The organism is Pseudooceanicola nanhaiensis (assembly GCF_020171315.1).
Classification (GTDB): domain Bacteria; phylum Pseudomonadota; class Alphaproteobacteria; order Rhodobacterales; family Rhodobacteraceae; genus Pseudooceanicola; species Pseudooceanicola nanhaiensis_A.
On record NZ_JAIUZP010000011.1, the window covers coordinates 131,148 to 147,487 of the forward strand.

Here is a 16,340-nt window from a genome sequence, read left to right on the forward strand (position 1 = left end):
GCGGCTGCCGCCCTGATGATCCAGAGCTGCACCAGACGAGGACGAAATCATGTCGCGCCGCTGCGAACTGACCGGAAAAGGCCCCATGACTGGCAACAACGTCAGCCATGCTAACAACAAGACCCGTCGCCGGTTCCTGCCGAACCTGAACGACGTGACCCTGCAATCCGAGACCCTGAACCGTGGCATCAAGCTGCGGATCTCGGCCTCTGCCCTGCGCTCGGTGGACCACCGCGGCGGGCTGGACAAGTTCCTGATGAAGGCCAAGGACGCAGAGCTGTCCGACACGGCCCTCAAGGTCAAGAAAGAGATCATCAAGGCCCAGGCAACCGCCTGAACCCTTTGATCTTTTGACGGTTTAACACCCTCGCCCCCCGGGCGGGGGTGTTTCCGTTTCAGCCCCCGCATGTGTCGCCCCGTATTTGTCGCATTGTCCGGGTGCGCGCGGCGGATATAACGGGGGCATGTTGCGCCGCATCGCCGCCATCGGGCTTGCCCTTCTGCTGCTGGTGACCGCCCAGGCCATGGCCGAGGCGCGCACCCGCCCCCTGCCCGCAGGCATGGCGACGCTCTGCACCGGGACCGGCCCGGTGATGGTGCACGTCGACAAGGACGGCCAGCCCGTCGGCGCGCCGGTCCTCTGCCCGGATTTCGCACTCTCGCTGCTGCAGGCCGTGGCCCTGGCCCCGGTGCTGCCGACCCCGCCGGGGCTCTGGCATCGCTGGCAGGCGCAGGCCGTCATCGCCCGCGGCGCCCCCTCCGAAGTGATTCTCTCCAGCGTCAGGGACCCGCCCCGCGTGGCCTGAGACCCACTCAGTATCCTGACGAATCGCCTGAACATTTCCGGAGGAGAGACGAGATGTCCCCCAATTTCCTGCGCGCGGCCGTGACCGCGCTGATCCTTGCCGCCCCCCTGCCCGCGCTTGCGGAGGGGATCGAGGTGCATGACGCCTATGCCCGCGCCGCCTCGCCGATCGCCAAATCCGGCGCGGCCTTCATGGTGATCCAGAACCAAGGCGCCACCGAGGACGACCGGCTGATCGGCGTGGCCTCGGACATCGCCCAGAAGGTCGAGCTGCACACCCATCAGGACATGGGCGGCGGCGTGATGAAGATGGTCCATGTCGAAGAGGGCTTCGAGATGCCCGCCGATGGCGAGCTGCGCCTCGAACGGGGCGGCAAGCACGTGATGTTCATGGGGCTGACCCGGCCGATGAAACAGGGCGAAAGCTTCGATCTAACCCTGACCTTCGAGAAGGCGGGCGACGTGACGATCACCGTGCCCGTCGATCTGGAGCGCAAGCCCGAGCACGGCAAGGGCCACATGAACTGAGGCGCACTGTCGCCTGTCCCCGCGGCTGAGGTATCTAGCCGCGCCGGCGGGGGCCCCGGAAAATGCGCATTTTCCGGTTCGGAATTTTCGAGAATTCCGGGAGGCGCTTTCTGCGAAAGCGCCTCTGGTCATCGAAACAGGCCGGTCAGCCTGTCGGGAACGACCGGCGCAGGCGGGCGATGTGCCGCCAGCCCAGCCAGCCCGCCAGCAGCCCGACCGTCACATTGGCCACAAGCTGCGCCACCAGGACACCCTCCGCCCCGGCGATATGGCCCAGCCAGAAGGCGGCGGGCAGCGTGATCACCGCATCCCGCGTCCAGGCCGAGGCCGTCGACAGAATCGGCCGCCCGAGGTTGTTGAACGCCGCCCCCGCCACGTACACCGCCCCGGCGAGCGCCAGCGACCATGCGGTCATCCGGCAGAAGAAGAGCACCACCTCGGCCCCGTCCTCGGACAGGCCGAAGCCGCGGACGATGGCCCCGCTGGCCGCGAAGAGCAGCACCCAGGCCACGAGGGCGTAGAGCACGCAGAAGACCAGCGCATCGCGATAGGCCGAGGCCACCCGGTCCAGCCTGCGGGCACCGTAGTTCTGACCGAAGATGCCGCCAATGGCCCCGGAGAGCGCGAAGATCCCGCCGAAGACGAGGATCATCAGCCGCAGCACCACGCCAAGCCCCGCGACCGCGCTGTCGCCCTGTTCGGCCATGGCGCGGGTCAGGGCCCAGTTGCCGAAGGGGTTGGACATCTGCGCCAGCAGCGCGGGCACGGCGATGGCCACGTAGGGCCCGATCATGTTGCGCATGTTGCGCAGCGAGGGCGGCGCCAGCATGTCGTGATGGCGCACCACCCACCAGAAGCCGAGCCCCGCCACGATCCCGCGCGACACCACGATGGAGAAGGCCGCCCCGTCCACGCCCCAGCCCGCCCAGAGGATCAGCACCGGGTCCAGCAGGATCGCCACGATCCCGCCCGCCAGCGTGGTGGCCATGGTGCGCCAGGCATCGCCAAGCGCCCGCAGCACCGCGCCCGAACACATGCCCACGGCGATCATCGGCAGCGAGGGCAGCGAGATCCCGAGGAAGCGGTAGGCCACCTCCAGCACATCGCCCTGCGCGCCCGAGGCCTCCAGCAGCGGGCGGCGCAGCAGCCAGGCGGCCGCGGCCAGCGTGGCCATGGTCAGGACCATGTAGATCATCGCGCTGGTGGCAATGCGCCGCGCCCGCGCCCGGTCATCCGCGCCCAGCGCGCGCGAGACGAGCGCATTGGCCCCGATGTTCATGCCGATGGAGATCGACATCAGGAAGAACTGGATCGTCCAGGCATAGCCGATCGCCGCGACCAGCGCCTCGACCCGCAGCTGGCCGACCCAGAACAGCGCCATGAAATCCACGAGGAACATGAAGCTGAGGCCGAGGGAGCCGGACAGCGTCATCACCACCACGTGCCGCATGGTGGAGCCGGTCAGGAAGCGTGCCGGCGGTGAGGTTTGCGGCCTACTCTGCGGCACCGGTCATCAACCGGCGCTGGAAGATCGTCTCGAAGCCCGGCTCGGGATGGCGCGGGATCAGCAGCGCGAGGCAGAAGCTGCCGGCGGCGAAGCTGGCGGCAAGGCCGAAGACCGCCGCGGGCGAGATCAGCCAGAGATAGCCAAGGCCCGCCGGCAGGAAGACCGCCGCGATATGGTTGATCGTGAAGGCCACGGCCGCGGTCGGCGCGATGTCCTGCGGATCGGCGATCTTCTGGAAGTAGGTCTTCAGCGCCAGCGCCATGGCAAAGAGCAGGTTGTCGATCACGTAGAGCGTGGAGGCGATCACCACGCCCCAGCCGAAGTAGTAGATCCCGCCGTAGAGCGAGAAGACCGTGACCAGCCCGATGTATTCGAAGAGCAGCGTGCGACGTTCCCCGAAGCGGCCCACGGCGCGGCCGATCAGCGGCGCGATGAAGATGTTCGAGGTCAGGGTGATCAGGAAGAGCCCCGTCACCTCATGCACGTCGAAGCCGAAGCGTTCGACCATCATGAAGCCCGCGAAGACCACGAAGATCTGCCGCCGGGCGCCGGCCATGAACTGCAGCACGTAATAGAGCCAGTAGCGGCGGCGCAGGACGAATTTCTTCAGCTGCGGGTTCGGCGCGGCAAAGCTGGGGAAGAGCACCATGGCCGCGATGGCGATCACCGAGGTGACCCCGCCCGCCACCATGTAGACGATGTTGTAGGTCAGCCCGAGCGGATCCCAGAGCACGACAATCAGCCCGTAGGACACCAGCGTTGCCGCCGAGCCGGTGGCCAGCAGCTTGCCCATGATCCGGGGCGCGTCCTTCTTGGGCAGCCATTGCAGTTGCAGCGACTGGTTCACCGTCTCGTAGTAGTGGAACCCGATGGAGGAGAGCAGCGTGATGATCATGATCCCCCCGAAGGTGGGGAACCACGCCGTCACCGCCGTCGCCACCCCCAGAAGCAGCAGCGAGAGCAGGCCGAGGAACTGCTCCTTGAAGAGCATCAGCAGGACGATCACCCCGATGGCGAGGAAGCCCGGGATCTCGCGCACCGTGTGCAGCCAGCCGATGTCCGAGCCGTCGAACTGCGCCACGTCGATGACGAAGTTGTTCAGCAGCGCGGACCATGTGGCAAAGGAGATCGGCATGGCGGCGGCCATGACGAAGAGCAGGACGATGGGCTGCTTCCAGCGGGGCGCGGCCGAGGGGGCCGTGGGGTGAGTCGCTTGGGTCATGTGAGACGTTTACGCGCGGGATTGTGACTTGGCGAGTGGCGCTGATCTGAATCAATGCAATATGAATATGAGCATGGCATAGCCCTGCCCCATGGAGAGGACCGCCCTGAGCGGCGGGGGAGGCCCGGGGAGGCATACCATGGATATCGTCACGCTGGTGGAAAGCATCGGAGAGCGGCCCTCGGCCGCGGTGCTCGGTCTGCTGACCGGCCTGATCTTCGGCGTCGCGGCACAGCGCTCGCGCTTCTGCCTGCGGGCCGCGACGGTGGAATTCGCCCGCGGCGCCATGGGCGACAAGGTTGCCGTCTGGCTGCTGACCTTTTCCACCGCGTTGGTCTGGGTGCAGGGCGCGCAGCTGGCCGGGCTGATGCGGACCGAGGAGGCGCGCATGATGGCCGTGCCGGGCAGCTGGTCCGGCGCGGTGATGGGCGGGCTGATCTTCGGCGCGGGCATGGTCATGGCGCGGGGCTGCTCGGGCCGGCTGCTGGTGCTGGCCTCGACGGGCAACCTGCGCTCGCTGGTCTCGGGCCTTGTCTTTGCCGTGGTGGCGCAGATGAGCCTCGGCGGCGTGCTCAGCCCGCTGCGCGACCGGCTGGCCGCGCTCTGGACCACGGCCGGGGGCCGCAACCTCGACCTTGGCACCGCGCTGCACCTGCCCGCGTGGGGTGGTTTCGCCCTCGGGCTGATCTTCGCGGCCGCAGCCCTCGTGATCGCCCGGCGCAACCGGATCGGGGCCGCGCGCCTCGTCTTTGCCTCGGGCGTCGGCTTCTCGGTCGCCGTGGGCTGGGTGCTGACCTTCACGCTGGCCTCGGTCAGCTTCGAGCCGATGCAGGTGGAAAGCGTCACCTTCACTGGCCCCTCCGCCCACACGCTGATGTACCTGCTGGACCGCGCGCGGGTGCTGGAGTTCGACATCGGCCTCGTGCCCGGCGTGGTGATCGGGGCGCTCACCTCCTCGCTGCTGGCGGGCGAGTTCCGCTTTCAGGGGTTCGAGGGCGAAGGCCCGATGCGCCGCGCCCTGACCGGGGCCGCGCTGATGGGTTTCGGCGGGATGCTGGCGGGGGGCTGTGCCATCGGCGCGGGCGTCACCGGCACCTCGATCCTCGCGGGCACCGCGTGGCTTGCGCTCTTCTGCATGTGGATCGGGGCGATGGCGACAGACCTGCTGATCGACCAGCGCCGCGCTCAGGTGGCCTGATCCATCAGTTCCGGCAGGTAGAGCCGTTTCAGCCGCAGGGCGAGCGCCTCGGGCCGGTCCCTCTCACCCGGGCCCTGCCCCAATGCGGCAAAGCCGAAGTTGGAGTGACTGCGCAGGCTGAAGCACATGATGATCAGCGCCCCGATCCGGAAACGCAGTTCGTCCTCCCCCAGCCGCGCCATAGGCGTCTCTGACAGCGCGTGGGTCAGCCCGGCGATGATCTCTGACAGCGCGCCCTCGAAGATGATGCCGAAGGCCTCGGCGTCCTCCGCCTCGCAGCGCATGAAGAAGCGCGGCCAGTCCTGCTGCGGCTTCTCCTGCAGGATGTTGCGCACCGTCGCCTCCAGCGCCGCCTCGACCCGCGCCAGCGGCGGGGCCTGCGTGGCAAGCGCCGCGCGCACGCTGGCCGTCACCCCGCGGACGTTCTCGGCGATCTGCGCCGCGCAGGCGAGGTACAGCTCCCGCTTGCCGCCGAAGTGGTAGGAGACCGCCGCCAGCCCCGCCCCGCTGCGCTTCGCAATGTCACGCAGGCTGGCGCCTTCGTAGCCATGGGTGCCGAAGGCGGCGATGCCCGCCTCGATCAGGCGGGTGCGCTTGGCCTCGCTGCGCGCCTGCTGGCGCTCGGGCCGGGCGGAGGAGAAGGGGCAGCCGGTCATGCCCCGTCATACCAGAGCACCGCCCGGGGCGGCAACGAATTTGAAACGATCGTTCCAAAACTGTTGATGCAGCGGGATGCGGCTGCTACCAACGTCGGCAATCCTGCCGCGAAAGGGTCCGACCATGCCCCCTGCTCCCCGCCTGCCGCGTCTTCTTCTGTCGTCCCTCATGCTGTGCGCGCCCGGCCTTGCCGTGGCGCAGGAGGCAGGCGCCCTGCCCGTCACCGTGGTGCGCGCGGATTTCGCCCCGGTCACGATCAGCGCCACGCTGACCGGCGTGACCGAGGCAAAGGACAGCGCCGACATGGCCTTCCGCGATGGCGGGCGCATCGTCTCGCTTGCGGTCGATGTGGGCGACCGGGTCACCGAGGGGCAGGAGCTGGGCCGGATCGACGACCGGCAGGCGCAGGAGGCGCTGCGCGAGGCGCAGGCGCAGCTGCGCGCGGCCGAGGCCAACCGCGACCGGGCCGAGCAGGAGTACACCCGACAGGGCGCCATGTATGACCGGGGCGTGACCACCGGCGCCACGCTCGACAGCGCGCGGGAGAGTTTCCGCACCGCCGTCTCCAGCGTCGAGCAGGCCCGCGCCAGCGTCGAACAGGCGCAGATCACCCTCGACGAGACCCGGCTGACCGCGCCCTTCGACGGCACGGTGACCGCGCGCAATGCCGATCCCGGCCAGATCGTCGGCGCGGCCACGGCGGTGCTGGAACTGGCGGCGGATCGCGGCGTGGTGGCGCTGTTCTACACGCCCGAGGGCTATGTGGACGAGGCGGTCCATGCCCGCGACATGCGCTTCAGCCTGCTGGACGAACCCGCCCTGCCGATCACCGGCACCGTGTCCGAGATCTCGCCCATGATCGACCCGACCAACGGGTCGGTCGCGGTGAAGGTGGCGCTGGATGCCGGGACGGCGCCGATCCCGCTGGGGGCGGCGATCAGCGGGACGGTGCTCTTCGACATCCCCGACACCGCCGCCCTGCCGTGGGAGGCGCTGACCTCGGACGAGAGCGGGCCTGCGGTCTGGGTGATGGGCGCGGACGGCACGGCCTCGCTGACGCCGGTGACGGTGGAGCGCTACCAGACCGACCGGGTGCTGATCTCGGACGGCGTGACCGAGGGCGCGGAGGTCGTGGTGAAGGGGGCGCATCTGGTGTTCCCGGGCCGGGCGCTGCGCGTGGTGGAGGGCGAGTGATGTTGATGCGGTTTTTCGGGTCGCGGTGGTTTGGTGCGGGCGCGCGCCGGGCGAGGACGATGCCGGAGGGCATGGAGGGGGGTACGCGTTGCACGGCACAGTCCGGCACGTCGTCTTTCATGGCGCAAGACAACATTCATACATTCTATGCCCTGCGTAGAAGCGCTCCGTCTCTCCTGACCGCGCAACAAACGCCTCAAGAAGGTTCCGCCCGGCCGCAGGCCGGGCAGCGCCGACCCGCCCCCATGGGGCGGCGCTATTGCGCCACCCCGCGGGACGGCGCTGCCCTTCGCATACCTGACAGACGTGATGAAACTGCCGCCGTGACGCCCCGGGCAACTGGCACCCTGTCGCTTCGCTTCAAAGGCATCCCCAAACCGGCACTACCCTCCCTCCCCAAAACCCTCCTCGCCCTCGCCCTGATCCCCCTCCTTGCCGCCTGCAAGGAAGAGGCCCCGCCCGACTATGGCCCCCGCCCGGTGGTCTCGATCCTCGTCACGCCCTCGACCATCGAAGAGCGCGGCATCACCGGCACGGTCACCGCCGCGACCGAGAGCGACCTCGGCTTCCTGACCGCAGGCCGGATCATCACCCGCCCCGCCTCGGTCGGTGACACCGTCAGCGAGGGCGAACTGCTTGCCCGCCTCGACGGCTCCGACCTCGAGAACACCCGCCGCTCCGCCGCCGCCGGTGTCAGCGCCGCCGAGGTGCAGCTGGAAACGGCGCAACACACGCTCGACCGGGTCTCGGCCCTGCAGGATCGCGGCGTGGCCAGCCAGTCCGACCTCGAAGAGGCGCAGCGTGGCCTCGCCGCCGCCCAGGCCGAGCAGGCCCGCGCGAGTGCCGCCCTGAAACGGGCCGAGGATGCGCTGACCCATACCGAGCTAAAGGCCCCCCGCGACGGCGTCATCACCGAAACCTACGAGGAGCCCGGCACCGTCGTCAGCGCCGGGCAGGCCGTCCTGCATATCGCCGCCACCGGCGAGCGCGAGGCGGTGATCGACGTGGCCGAGGCCGCGGCCCGTGTCCTGCAGCCGGGCGATGTCTTCGAGGTCACCTCCCGCGTGACGCCGGGCATCCGCACCACCGGCACATTGACCGAGATCGACCCGGTGGCCGATGCCACCACCCTGACCCGCCGCGCCCATATCGCGCTCGACAACCCGCCCGAGGGGATGCGCCTCGGGGCGCTCGTCGTGGTGCGGCTGACCGGCGCACGGGAGGAACGACTGACGATCCCCCCGGCCCTGCTGATCCGTGACCGCGCCACGCCCACGGTCTGGCGTGTCACCCGCAACGGCAACGGCGACACGGGCACCGTCAGCGCCGTGGAGATCGAGACGGAGGACGAGCCCGGCGGCACGCTGCGGGTGCTCTCCGGCCTCGAGATCGGGGACGAGATCGTCGCCAAGGGCGTCAATTCACTGAAGGACGGCGACTCTGTCGGCGCACGGGTACAGCAATGACGGGTTTCAACCTCTCCGACTGGGCGCTGCGGCACCGCTCCTTCGTCTGGTATCTCATGATCGCCTCGCTGGTCGCCGGCGCGCTCAGCTACATCAGCCTGGGACGCGAGGAAGACCCCTCCTTCACCATCAAGACCATGGTGATCACCGCCGCCATGCCCGGCGCCTCGACCGAGGAGATGCGCGAACAGGTCACCGACCGGATCGAGAAGAAGCTGGAGGAACTGGACGAGCTCGACGCCACCCGCTCCGTCACGGCGCCGGGGGCCACGGTCGTCTACATCGACCTCGCGCCCACCACCCGGGGGCCGGCGATCCCGCAAATCTGGCAACAGGTCCGCAACATGATGTCCGACATCCGCGCGGATTTCCCCAGCGAGTTCCAAGGCTTCAGCTTCAACGATTCCTTCGGGGACGTCTTCGGCAACATCTATGCCTTCACCTCCGACGGCTTCTCCCCGCGCGAGATGCGCGATTATCTCGAGGACATCCGCACCGAGGTGCAGGCCCTGCCCGACGCCGGCAAGGTCGAGCTTCTGGGCACCCGGGACGAGGTGATCTACCTCGAGTTCTCCACTCGCAAGCTGGCGGCCCTCGGGCTTGACCAGTCGCAGGTGATCTCGACCCTGCAGGACCAGAACGCGATCTCGCCCTCGGGCATCGTGGACACCGGGCAGGAGCAGGTCCTCGTCCGGGTTGGCGGGCAGTTCCAGGATGCGGCGAGCCTCTCTGCCGTGAACCTGCGGGTGGGCGACCGCTTCTTCAACCTCTCCGACCTCGGCACGATCACCCGCGGCTACGAGGACCCGCCCTCGGAGGTCTTCCACCTCAACGGGCAGGAGGCCATGGCCCTGACCATCGGCATGGCCGAGGGCGGCAATATCCTCGACTTCGGCGAGGAGCTGAAAACGCTCATGGCGCGGGTGCAGGCCAACCTGCCGGTGGGCATCCAGATGCACCTCGTGGCGGATCAGCCCGACGTGGTGGACCACGCGGTCAACGAATTCGTCCGCGCCCTCGTCGAGGCCATCGTGATCGTCCTCGCGGTGACCTTCGTCAGCCTCGGCCTGCGGGCCGGCTTCGTCGTCACGCTCTCGATCCCGCTGGTGCTGGCGCTGACCTTCGTGGTGCTGGAGCAATGGGGCATCACCCTGCAACGGGTGTCGCTCGGTGCGCTGATCATCGCCCTCGGCCTGCTGGTGGATGACGCGATGATCGCCATCGAGACGATGATCTCGCGGCTGGAGGTCGGCGACAGCCTGACCAAGGCCGCCTCCTTCGCCTGGACCTCGATCGCCTTCCCGATGCTCTCGGGCACGCTGGTGACGGTGGTGGGCTTCATCCCGATCGGGCTCAACGCCTCGCAGGCGGGGGAATACACCTTCTCGCTCTTCGTGGTGATCGCGGTCTCGCTGATGCTGTCGTGGATCGTGGCGGTGCTCTTTGCGCCGCTCCTGGGGGTGACCTTCCTGCCCAAGACCATGAAGCACCACAACCCCGAGCCGGGCCGCCTGCGCCGTGGCTTCCACGGGGCGCTGCGGGCCACGATGCGCCATCCCTACCTCGCGATCCTCGCCACGCTGGCGATCTTTGCCACCAGCCTCTGGGGCATGAAGCACGTGGAGTTCCAGTTCTTCCCCGCCTCCGACCGGCCCGAGCTTCTGGTGGACATCAACGCCCGCCAGAACAGTGCCATCGCGGAGACCGCACAGACCATCGCGCGGCTGGAAAGCCACCTCGCGGGCGACGCGGACATCGACCACTGGACGGCCTACATCGGCCGGGGCGCCCCGCGCTTCATCCTGACGCTGGACGTGCCGACGCCCGGCCCCTTCATGGGCCAGCTGGTGATCCAGGCCAGGGACATCGAGGCCCGCGACCGGGTCCGTGCAAGGATCGACGCGCTGCAGGACGACTTCCCCGGTGTCGAGCTCTTCACCAAGCTGCTGGAACTGGGCCCGCCGGTGGGCAAGCCGGTGCAATACCGCGTCTCCGGCCCCGACACCGGCGAAGTGCGCCGCATCGCCCGCGAGTTGACCTCGCTCATCGCACGCGATGACCGGCTGACCGCCATCGCGCCGGACTGGAACGAACCGGCCCGGGTGGTGCGGGTCGAGGTGGATCAGGACAAGGCCCGCCAGCTGGGCGTCGCGGTGGGGGACGTCTCGGGCGCGCTCTACTCCGTCTTCTCGGGCAAGACCGTGACCCAGCTGCGCGATGCGACCTACCTTGTCGACGTGGTGGCCCGGGGCGAGGCCTCGGACCGCACGGATGTCTCGGCGCTGGCCAACCTGCAACTGCAAAGCTCCGACGGCACGCCGATCCCGCTCTCCAGCCTCGCGACGCTGGTCTACAGCACCGAACAGCCGGTGATCTACCAGCGCAACCGCCGCCCCACGATCACCGTGAAGGCCGCCATGGCCGGGGATGACCAGCCGCTTTCGGTGGTCGAGGACCTCGCCCCCGCGGTCGCGGCCTTCGCCGCAGATCTCCCCCTCGGCTACCGGATCGAGGCCGGCGGCACCGCCGAGAGCACCGGCGACAGCACCGGGCCGATCGCCGCCGTGGTGCCGCTCATGCTGCTGCTCATGGTCACGCTGGTGATGATCCAGATGCAGAGCTTCCGGCTCAGCCTGATCGTGCTGGCCGCCGCGCCCCTCGGGCTGATCGGTGTCACCGCGGCACTGCTGCTCTCGGGTGCGCCGCTCGGCTTCGTGGCGATCCTCGGGGTGCTGGCGCTGGTGGGCATCCTGATCCGCAACTCCATCATCCTCGTGCACGAGGTGGAAAACCAGCGCCACGCGGGCCTCGACCGCTGGAACGCGGTCTTCACCGCCTCGGACAGCCGGGCCCGTCCGATCCTGTTGACGGCAGCGGCGGCCAGCCTCGCCCTGATCCCCATCGCCCGCCAGATCTTCTGGGGCCCGATGGCCTATGCGATGATGGGCGGGATCATCGCAGGCACGCTGATCACCCTGCTCTTCGTCCCCGCGCTCTACATCGCCATCTTCCGGGTGCGGGAAAGCCCCCGCCCCTGATCCCTTTCCCTTTCCCTTTCCCTTTCCCTTTCCCTTTCCGTTTCCGAAATATCCCGGGGGGAATTGGCCGCAGGCCAAGGGGGGCAGCGCCCCCACCCCGCCCGCCGCAGGCGCAAACGACAGAGGGGCCCGGCAGGGCCCCTCTTCGTTTCCGTGTCGAACGTCCCGCGTCCGCGGCGGCGCTCAGGCCTCCCAGACGTAGGGCCGCGTATAGCTGCCCATCAGCGCGTTGACGGCGGCGCGATCCGCCTCGCCCTCGGCGCGGATCACGGCGGTCAGCCCGGTCTTCTTGTCGTCCACGACCTCGATCACATGGGCCGGCACGCCCGCCTCTTCCAGCGCCGCGTTGTAGACCCGCTTGATCGCGGACTTGCGCAGGTCGGGCTTGAAGACCTTGCCGACGGCGGTCTTGGGCAGCGCGTCGAGCACCTCGATATGCTTGGGATAGGCGGCGCGTTCGTGGATGTGCAGCCGGGCGTGGGCCATTAGCTCCTCCGCCGTCACCTCGGCCCCAGCAACCAGTTCGACATAGGCGCAGGGCAGTTCGCCCGCGTGCCTGTCCGGCTGGCCGATGGCACCGGCAAAGGCCACCGCCGGGTGGGTCAGCAGGGCTTCCTCGATCTCCGCCGGGTCGATGTTGTGGCCGCCGCGGATGATCAGGTCCTTGGCGCGGCCGGTGATCCACAGGTAGCCGTCCGCGTCGATCCGCCCGAGGTCCCCGGTGCGCAGGTAGCGCTCGTAGTGGAAGAGATCGTGGTTCTTCGCCGCCTCGGTATAGGTCGAGCCCTCGAAGACGCCGGGGTTGGCGACGCAGATCTCGCCCACCTCGTCGATGCCGCATTCCACCGGCCCGTCGGGCCCGGCATGCAGGATGCGCACCTCCGTGTAGGGGAAGGGAATCCCGACGGAGCCGATCTTCTTCTCCCCGTCCACCGGGTTGACCGAGACGAGGCAGGTCGCCTCGGTCAGGCCATAGCCCTCGATGATCGTGACGCCGGTCTGGCGCTCGAAGCGGTTGAACAGCTCCTTGGGCAGCGGCGCCGAGCCCGAGAAGGAGGTTTTCACCGTCGAGACATCCGCATCCACCGGCCGCTGCATCAGTGCCGAGACGGCAGTGGGCACGGTGATGATGAAGCTGATCTTCCAGCGCTCGCAGAGCTTCCAGAAATTGTCGAAGACCCCGTCGCCGCGATAGCCCGCAGGCGTGGGGAAGACCACGTGCCCGCCCGAGCAGACCATGGCCATCATGATCACGTGGCAGGCAAAGACATGGAACAGCGGCAGCGGGCAGATGACATTGTCTTCCTCGGTGAAGAGCAGCGTCGCCCCCAGCCAGCCATTGTAGAGGATGCCGGAATACTTGTGCTGCGCCACCTTGGGCATGCCCGTGGTGCCGCCGGTGTGGAAATAGGCCGCGACCCGGTCGCCCGCGCTGTCCTCGAAGGCCAGCGTGGCGGGATGTTTCGCGACCTCGGCGGTGTAGCTGAGGATGTCGGCATGGTGCTTGCCCGAGACCTTGGGCCGGATCAGCGGCACGATCCAGCTTTTCGGCGGGCTGAGGTAGCGGTTGAGATCGACCTCCAGCACCGTGTGAACGGCGGGCGCATGGCGCACGGCCTCGTTCATCTTCTGGGCGATGTCGGTCTTGGGGAAGGCCTTCAGCGTCACGACGATCTTCGCGCCGGTCTCGCGCAGGATCGAGCCGATCTGCTCGGGCTCCAGCAGCGGGTTGATCGGCGTCACGATCCCCGCAATCGCCCCGGCCATGATCGAGACCGCCATTTCGAGGCAGTTCGGCATCACCAGCGCCACCACGTCCGTCTCCCCGATGCCGAGGCTGCGGAAGAGGTTCGCCGCACGGCAGACCTCGCGGTGCATCTCGGCCCAGTTCAGCGTCTGCGCCGGGTCCTTCGGCCCCGAGGTCAGCTGGAACGAGACCGCATCATGTTCCGGAAACTTCTCGGCGGTGCGCGCCAGCTGTCCGTACAGCGTCGCGGGCACGTCGCGCTCCTGCCACGGCATTTCCCGCTCGATGGCCAATGCATCTTCAACCGATGCGAAACTCATCAGGTATCCTCCCTTATTCCACGCCCCGGCTCCTGCGCCCGGACATGGCCCCTCGTGCCGAAAATGGAGGGCAAACCCGCCGCTGGCAAGTTTGACGGAACGTAGAAAGCCCGGCCACGGTCGCGCGCCGTCACGTCACCCCGCCCCACCGAGGGGCCCGTTGACCCGGCCCCCGACCGGGTCTATCCCGCACCCGGGCCCAAGGCCAGCGTCCGGCGGCGCGATCCCCGGAAAACCGGGCGTTTTCGCCGATCTTCGCCTTGATTTCCTCATGGAAACCTCCTAAACGGCGGCATCCGGGATTCTGCCGCAGGGCGGGCGCCCCTGTCGTACGTGGCAGGACGCTCCTCAAGGCCCCCGGACAGGACCCGCCACGGGCGGTCCGGCAGCGACGATGGTGCATTCTTCTGCCCATCCTGCCGGAAGCCCCGGGTCCGACGCAAGAAACGACGACTTACCTCTGGCGGGCTGCCATGCGCGGGACCCGGTGAAGACACAGAGCTCTGGGACGACAACAAACCTTCGCGGAATACCGCGAGCCAGATAGGAGATGATCAGATGGACCTGATCGCACAGCTGGAGGCGGAACAGATCGCCTCCCTCGGGAAGACCATTCCCGACTTCAAGGCCGGCGACACCATTCGCGTCGGCTACAAGGTGACCGAAGGCACCCGTACCCGTGTTCAGATGTACGAGGGCGTTTGCATCTCGCGCAAGAACGGTTCGGGCATCGCCGGTTCGTTCACCGTCCGCAAGATTTCCTTCGGTGAAGGCGTGGAACGTGTGTTCCCCCTCTTCTCGACCAACATCGAGTCGATCGAAGTTGTCCGTCGTGGCCGCGTCCGTCGCGCCAAGCTGTACTACCTGCGCTCGCGTCGCGGTAAATCGGCGCGTATCGCCGAGGTCAGCAACTACAAGCCGAAATCCGGCGCTGAAGCGTAAGGAACAGTCAGATGAAAAAAGACATCCATCCCGACTACCACTTCATCGACGTCAAGATGACCGACGGCACCGTGATCCAGATGCGGTCCACCTGGGGCAAAGAAGGCGACACCATGTCGCTCGACATCGACCCCACCGTGCACCCCGCATGGACCGGCGGTTCGTCGCGCCTGCTGGACGCCGGCGGCCGCGTGTCGAAGTTCAAGAACAAATACGCCGGCCTGGGCTTCTGAGCCTTTCCCGGTTGACGAGATCGAACGCCGCCCCCCCGGGGCGGCGTTCTGCATTTCAGGGGGGGGGGGCGCTGCGGGGCCCGCGATCACAAATGCCCCTGCCCTGCGGATCGGCCATTCTGCTTTCCGCATCCGTGCGTTAAGCCACCCTCCATGGCCCTGACACTCCTCATCCTCGCCACCGCGATCCTCACCGGCGCGCTGCTCTGGTCGCCGCGCCTGCGCCGCTTCCCGGCCTGGACCGCGATGACGACGCCGCTGGCCTCGATCATCGGATCGGGGTTCCTCGTCCTCGGCCCGGTGCTGGAGAACGCCTACGGGCTCTGGGCCCCGCTGGTGATGGCCGCGCTCTGCCTTGCCGCCTTCGGCTTCGGCGCGGCGGTGCGCCACAACATCGCGCAGATCGGCGACAGCCCCGGCCCGTGTCCTACCCTGCGTTCCACCTCCGAGGCGCGGCTGGAGGACGTCGCCTCCGCCGCCCTCGCCTTCGCCTACATGATCTCGGTCGCCTACTACCTGAACCTGCTGGGCAGCTTCGCCACCTCGCTGACGCCCTTCGACACGCCCACGGTCAGCCGCAGCATCACGACAGCGGTCTTCCTGCTGATCCTCGTCACCGGCTGGACCCGTGGCTTTGCCCTGCTGGAACGGATGGAATATGCCAGCGTCACGCTGAAACTGGCGATCATCGCCGGTCTTCTGGCGGGGCTGCTGTGGTACGTCGGTGCGCGGGCGGCGGAGGGGGCGCTGCTGCTCAACCCCGTCACCACCAGCGGCTGGGGCGCGGTGACGCTGGCCTTCGGGCTGCTCGTCACGGTGCAGGGGTTCGAGACCTCGCGCTATCTTGGCGCGGAATACGACGCCAGGACCCGCATCCGCAGCATGACTTGGGCGCAGGGCCTCTCCACCGCGATCTACATGGTCTATATCGGCCTCATCGCCTATGCCTTCCCGCGCACCGGCGCCGCGGTGAGCGAGACAGCGATCATCGACATGATGGCGATCGTCGCCCCCATCCTGCCGCTGATGCTGGTGGCTGCGGCGCTGGCGGCGCAATTCTCGGCCGCCGTGGCGGACACCGGCGGCTCCGGCGGGCTGCTGGCGGAACTGACGGGCAAGCGGCTCTCGCCCCGGCAGGGCTATGCGCTGCTGACGCTGGTGGGGCTCACGCTGACATGGCGCGCCGATGTCTTCCAGATCATCTCCTATGCCTCGCGCGCCTTTGCAGCCTACTACACGCTGCAATGCCTCCTCGCGGCGCTCTCGGCCCGGCGGCAGGGCGCGGGGGCGAAAGCCGCAGGTTTCGCGGCGCTCGCGCTGCTCGGCGCGGCGATCACGCTCTTCGGGCAGCCGGTCGAGGGCTGATCCCGTCGCGCCAATGCCACAGGGGCGGGTTTTCCCGGCAACACCGCTTCCCTTGGGGGACGCCACAACATATGGTGGCGGGAAACAAATGACCCGCGATAACAGTCGGGGGAAGGAC

Annotated in this window: 14 protein-coding genes; 10 read left to right on the forward strand and 4 right to left on the reverse strand. The window is 68.3% G+C overall.

What is annotated here, in order from left to right:
• Nucleotides 1-49 precede the first annotated feature (49 nt).
• From rpmB to LCM32_RS18130, 3 genes are all read left to right on the forward strand, one after another.
• The gene (gene rpmB, locus LCM32_RS18120) at nt 50-337 is read left to right on the forward strand and encodes a 50S ribosomal protein L28 (protein ID WP_224822505.1); all 288 of its coding nucleotides are present in this window, start codon (nt 50-52) and stop codon (nt 335-337) included.
• Nucleotides 338-464: 127 nt separating this feature from the next.
• Nucleotides 465-806, forward strand: a complete 342-nt coding sequence (locus tag LCM32_RS18125; RefSeq protein WP_224822506.1) for a hypothetical protein — start codon at nt 465-467, stop codon at nt 804-806.
• Nucleotides 807-859: 53 nt separating this feature from the next.
• Nucleotides 860-1,333 (forward strand): copper chaperone PCu(A)C, encoded by a 474-nt coding sequence (locus LCM32_RS18130; protein WP_224822507.1) that lies wholly within the window; start codon nt 860-862, stop codon nt 1,331-1,333.
• A gap of 145 nt (nt 1,334-1,478) precedes the next feature.
• Here the strand turns inward: LCM32_RS18130 and LCM32_RS18135 are convergent, their stop codons facing one another.
• A complete protein-coding gene (locus LCM32_RS18135) occupies nt 1,479-2,783 on the reverse strand; it encodes an MATE family efflux transporter (protein WP_224822508.1) in 1,305 nt (434 codons plus the stop codon).
• A 43-nt stretch (nt 2,784-2,826) separates the two neighbouring features.
• Nucleotides 2,827-4,062, reverse strand: a complete 1,236-nt coding sequence (locus LCM32_RS18140) for an MFS transporter (protein ID WP_224822509.1) — start codon at nt 4,060-4,062, stop codon at nt 2,827-2,829.
• 139 nt (nt 4,063-4,201) lie between these two features.
• Here LCM32_RS18140 and LCM32_RS18145 point away from each other — a divergent pair, with 139 nt between their 5' ends.
• On the forward strand, nt 4,202-5,260 hold the full coding sequence (locus LCM32_RS18145) for a YeeE/YedE family protein (protein ID WP_224822510.1): 1,059 nt from the start codon (nt 4,202-4,204) through the stop codon (nt 5,258-5,260).
• Here the strand turns inward: LCM32_RS18145 and LCM32_RS18150 are convergent.
• The gene (locus tag LCM32_RS18150) at nt 5,248-5,916 is read right to left on the reverse strand and encodes a TetR/AcrR family transcriptional regulator (RefSeq protein WP_224822511.1); all 669 of its coding nucleotides are present in this window, start codon (nt 5,914-5,916) and stop codon (nt 5,248-5,250) included. The two genes, LCM32_RS18145 and LCM32_RS18150, sit on opposite strands and share 13 nt — an antisense overlap.
• Nucleotides 5,917-6,040: 124 nt before the next feature.
• On the opposite strand from LCM32_RS18150, the gene LCM32_RS18155 reads away from it, so the two are divergent.
• From LCM32_RS18155 to LCM32_RS18165, 3 genes are all read left to right on the forward strand, one after another.
• Nucleotides 6,041-7,111, forward strand: coding sequence for an efflux RND transporter periplasmic adaptor subunit (locus LCM32_RS18155; RefSeq protein ID WP_224822512.1), 1,071 nt, complete (start codon nt 6,041-6,043; stop codon nt 7,109-7,111).
• A 323-nt stretch (nt 7,112-7,434) separates the two neighbouring features.
• Entirely contained in the window at nt 7,435-8,577 is a 1,143-nt protein-coding gene (locus LCM32_RS18160; protein WP_224822513.1) for an efflux RND transporter periplasmic adaptor subunit, read from the forward strand.
• Entirely contained in the window at nt 8,574-11,615 is a 3,042-nt protein-coding gene (locus LCM32_RS18165; protein WP_224822514.1) for an efflux RND transporter permease subunit, read from the forward strand. The genes LCM32_RS18160 and LCM32_RS18165 overlap by 4 nt, the downstream gene beginning before the upstream one ends.
• A 183-nt stretch (nt 11,616-11,798) precedes the next feature.
• Here LCM32_RS18165 and LCM32_RS18170 read toward each other — a convergent pair whose 3' ends face one another.
• Nucleotides 11,799-13,682 carry an acyl-CoA synthetase gene (locus tag LCM32_RS18170; protein WP_224822515.1) on the reverse strand — a complete coding sequence of 628 codons (1,884 nt, stop codon included), beginning with the start codon at nt 13,680-13,682 and terminating at the stop codon, nt 11,799-11,801.
• Between the two features lie 558 nt (nt 13,683-14,240).
• Between LCM32_RS18170 and rplS the strand changes: the two genes are divergently transcribed.
• The 3 genes from rplS (at nt 14,241) to LCM32_RS18185 (ending at nt 16,222) form a co-directional block, all read left to right on the forward strand.
• Nucleotides 14,241-14,624 carry a 50S ribosomal protein L19 gene (gene rplS / locus LCM32_RS18175; RefSeq protein WP_222489246.1) on the forward strand — a complete coding sequence of 128 codons (384 nt, stop codon included), beginning with the start codon at nt 14,241-14,243 and terminating at the stop codon, nt 14,622-14,624.
• Between the two features lie 11 nt (nt 14,625-14,635).
• Nucleotides 14,636-14,857 carry a 50S ribosomal protein L31 gene (gene rpmE / locus LCM32_RS18180; RefSeq protein ID WP_222489245.1) on the forward strand — a complete coding sequence of 74 codons (222 nt, stop codon included), beginning with the start codon at nt 14,636-14,638 and terminating at the stop codon, nt 14,855-14,857.
• Nucleotides 14,858-15,010: 153 nt separating this feature from the next.
• Nucleotides 15,011-16,222 carry a hypothetical protein gene (locus LCM32_RS18185; RefSeq protein ID WP_224822516.1) on the forward strand — a complete coding sequence of 404 codons (1,212 nt, stop codon included), beginning with the start codon at nt 15,011-15,013 and terminating at the stop codon, nt 16,220-16,222.
• Nucleotides 16,223-16,340: the final 118 nt, after the last annotated feature.

Excerpts from the sequence above, each read along its gene's own strand:
- rpmB (WP_224822505.1), top strand. The coding sequence starts at position 50 with ATGTCGCGCCGCTGCGAACTGACCGGAAAAGGCCCCATGACTGGCAAC.
- LCM32_RS18125 (WP_224822506.1), top strand. The coding sequence starts at position 465 with ATGTTGCGCCGCATCGCCGCCATCGGGCTTGCCCTTCTGCTGCTGGTG.
- LCM32_RS18130 (WP_224822507.1), top strand. The coding sequence starts at position 860 with ATGTCCCCCAATTTCCTGCGCGCGGCCGTGACCGCGCTGATCCTTGCC.
- LCM32_RS18135 (WP_224822508.1), bottom strand. The coding sequence starts at position 2,783 with ATGCGGCACGTGGTGGTGATGACGCTGTCCGGCTCCCTCGGCCTCAGC.
- LCM32_RS18140 (WP_224822509.1), bottom strand. The coding sequence starts at position 4,062 with ATGACCCAAGCGACTCACCCCACGGCCCCCTCGGCCGCGCCCCGCTGG.
- LCM32_RS18145 (WP_224822510.1), top strand. The coding sequence starts at position 4,202 with ATGGATATCGTCACGCTGGTGGAAAGCATCGGAGAGCGGCCCTCGGCC.
- LCM32_RS18150 (WP_224822511.1), bottom strand. The coding sequence starts at position 5,916 with ATGACCGGCTGCCCCTTCTCCTCCGCCCGGCCCGAGCGCCAGCAGGCG.
- LCM32_RS18155 (WP_224822512.1), top strand. The coding sequence starts at position 6,041 with ATGCCCCCTGCTCCCCGCCTGCCGCGTCTTCTTCTGTCGTCCCTCATG.
- LCM32_RS18165 (WP_224822514.1), top strand. The coding sequence starts at position 8,574 with ATGACGGGTTTCAACCTCTCCGACTGGGCGCTGCGGCACCGCTCCTTC.
- LCM32_RS18170 (WP_224822515.1), bottom strand. The coding sequence starts at position 13,682 with ATGAGTTTCGCATCGGTTGAAGATGCATTGGCCATCGAGCGGGAAATG.
- rplS (WP_222489246.1), top strand. The coding sequence starts at position 14,241 with ATGGACCTGATCGCACAGCTGGAGGCGGAACAGATCGCCTCCCTCGGG.
- rpmE (WP_222489245.1), top strand. The coding sequence starts at position 14,636 with ATGAAAAAAGACATCCATCCCGACTACCACTTCATCGACGTCAAGATG.
- LCM32_RS18185 (WP_224822516.1), top strand. The coding sequence starts at position 15,011 with ATGGCCCTGACACTCCTCATCCTCGCCACCGCGATCCTCACCGGCGCG.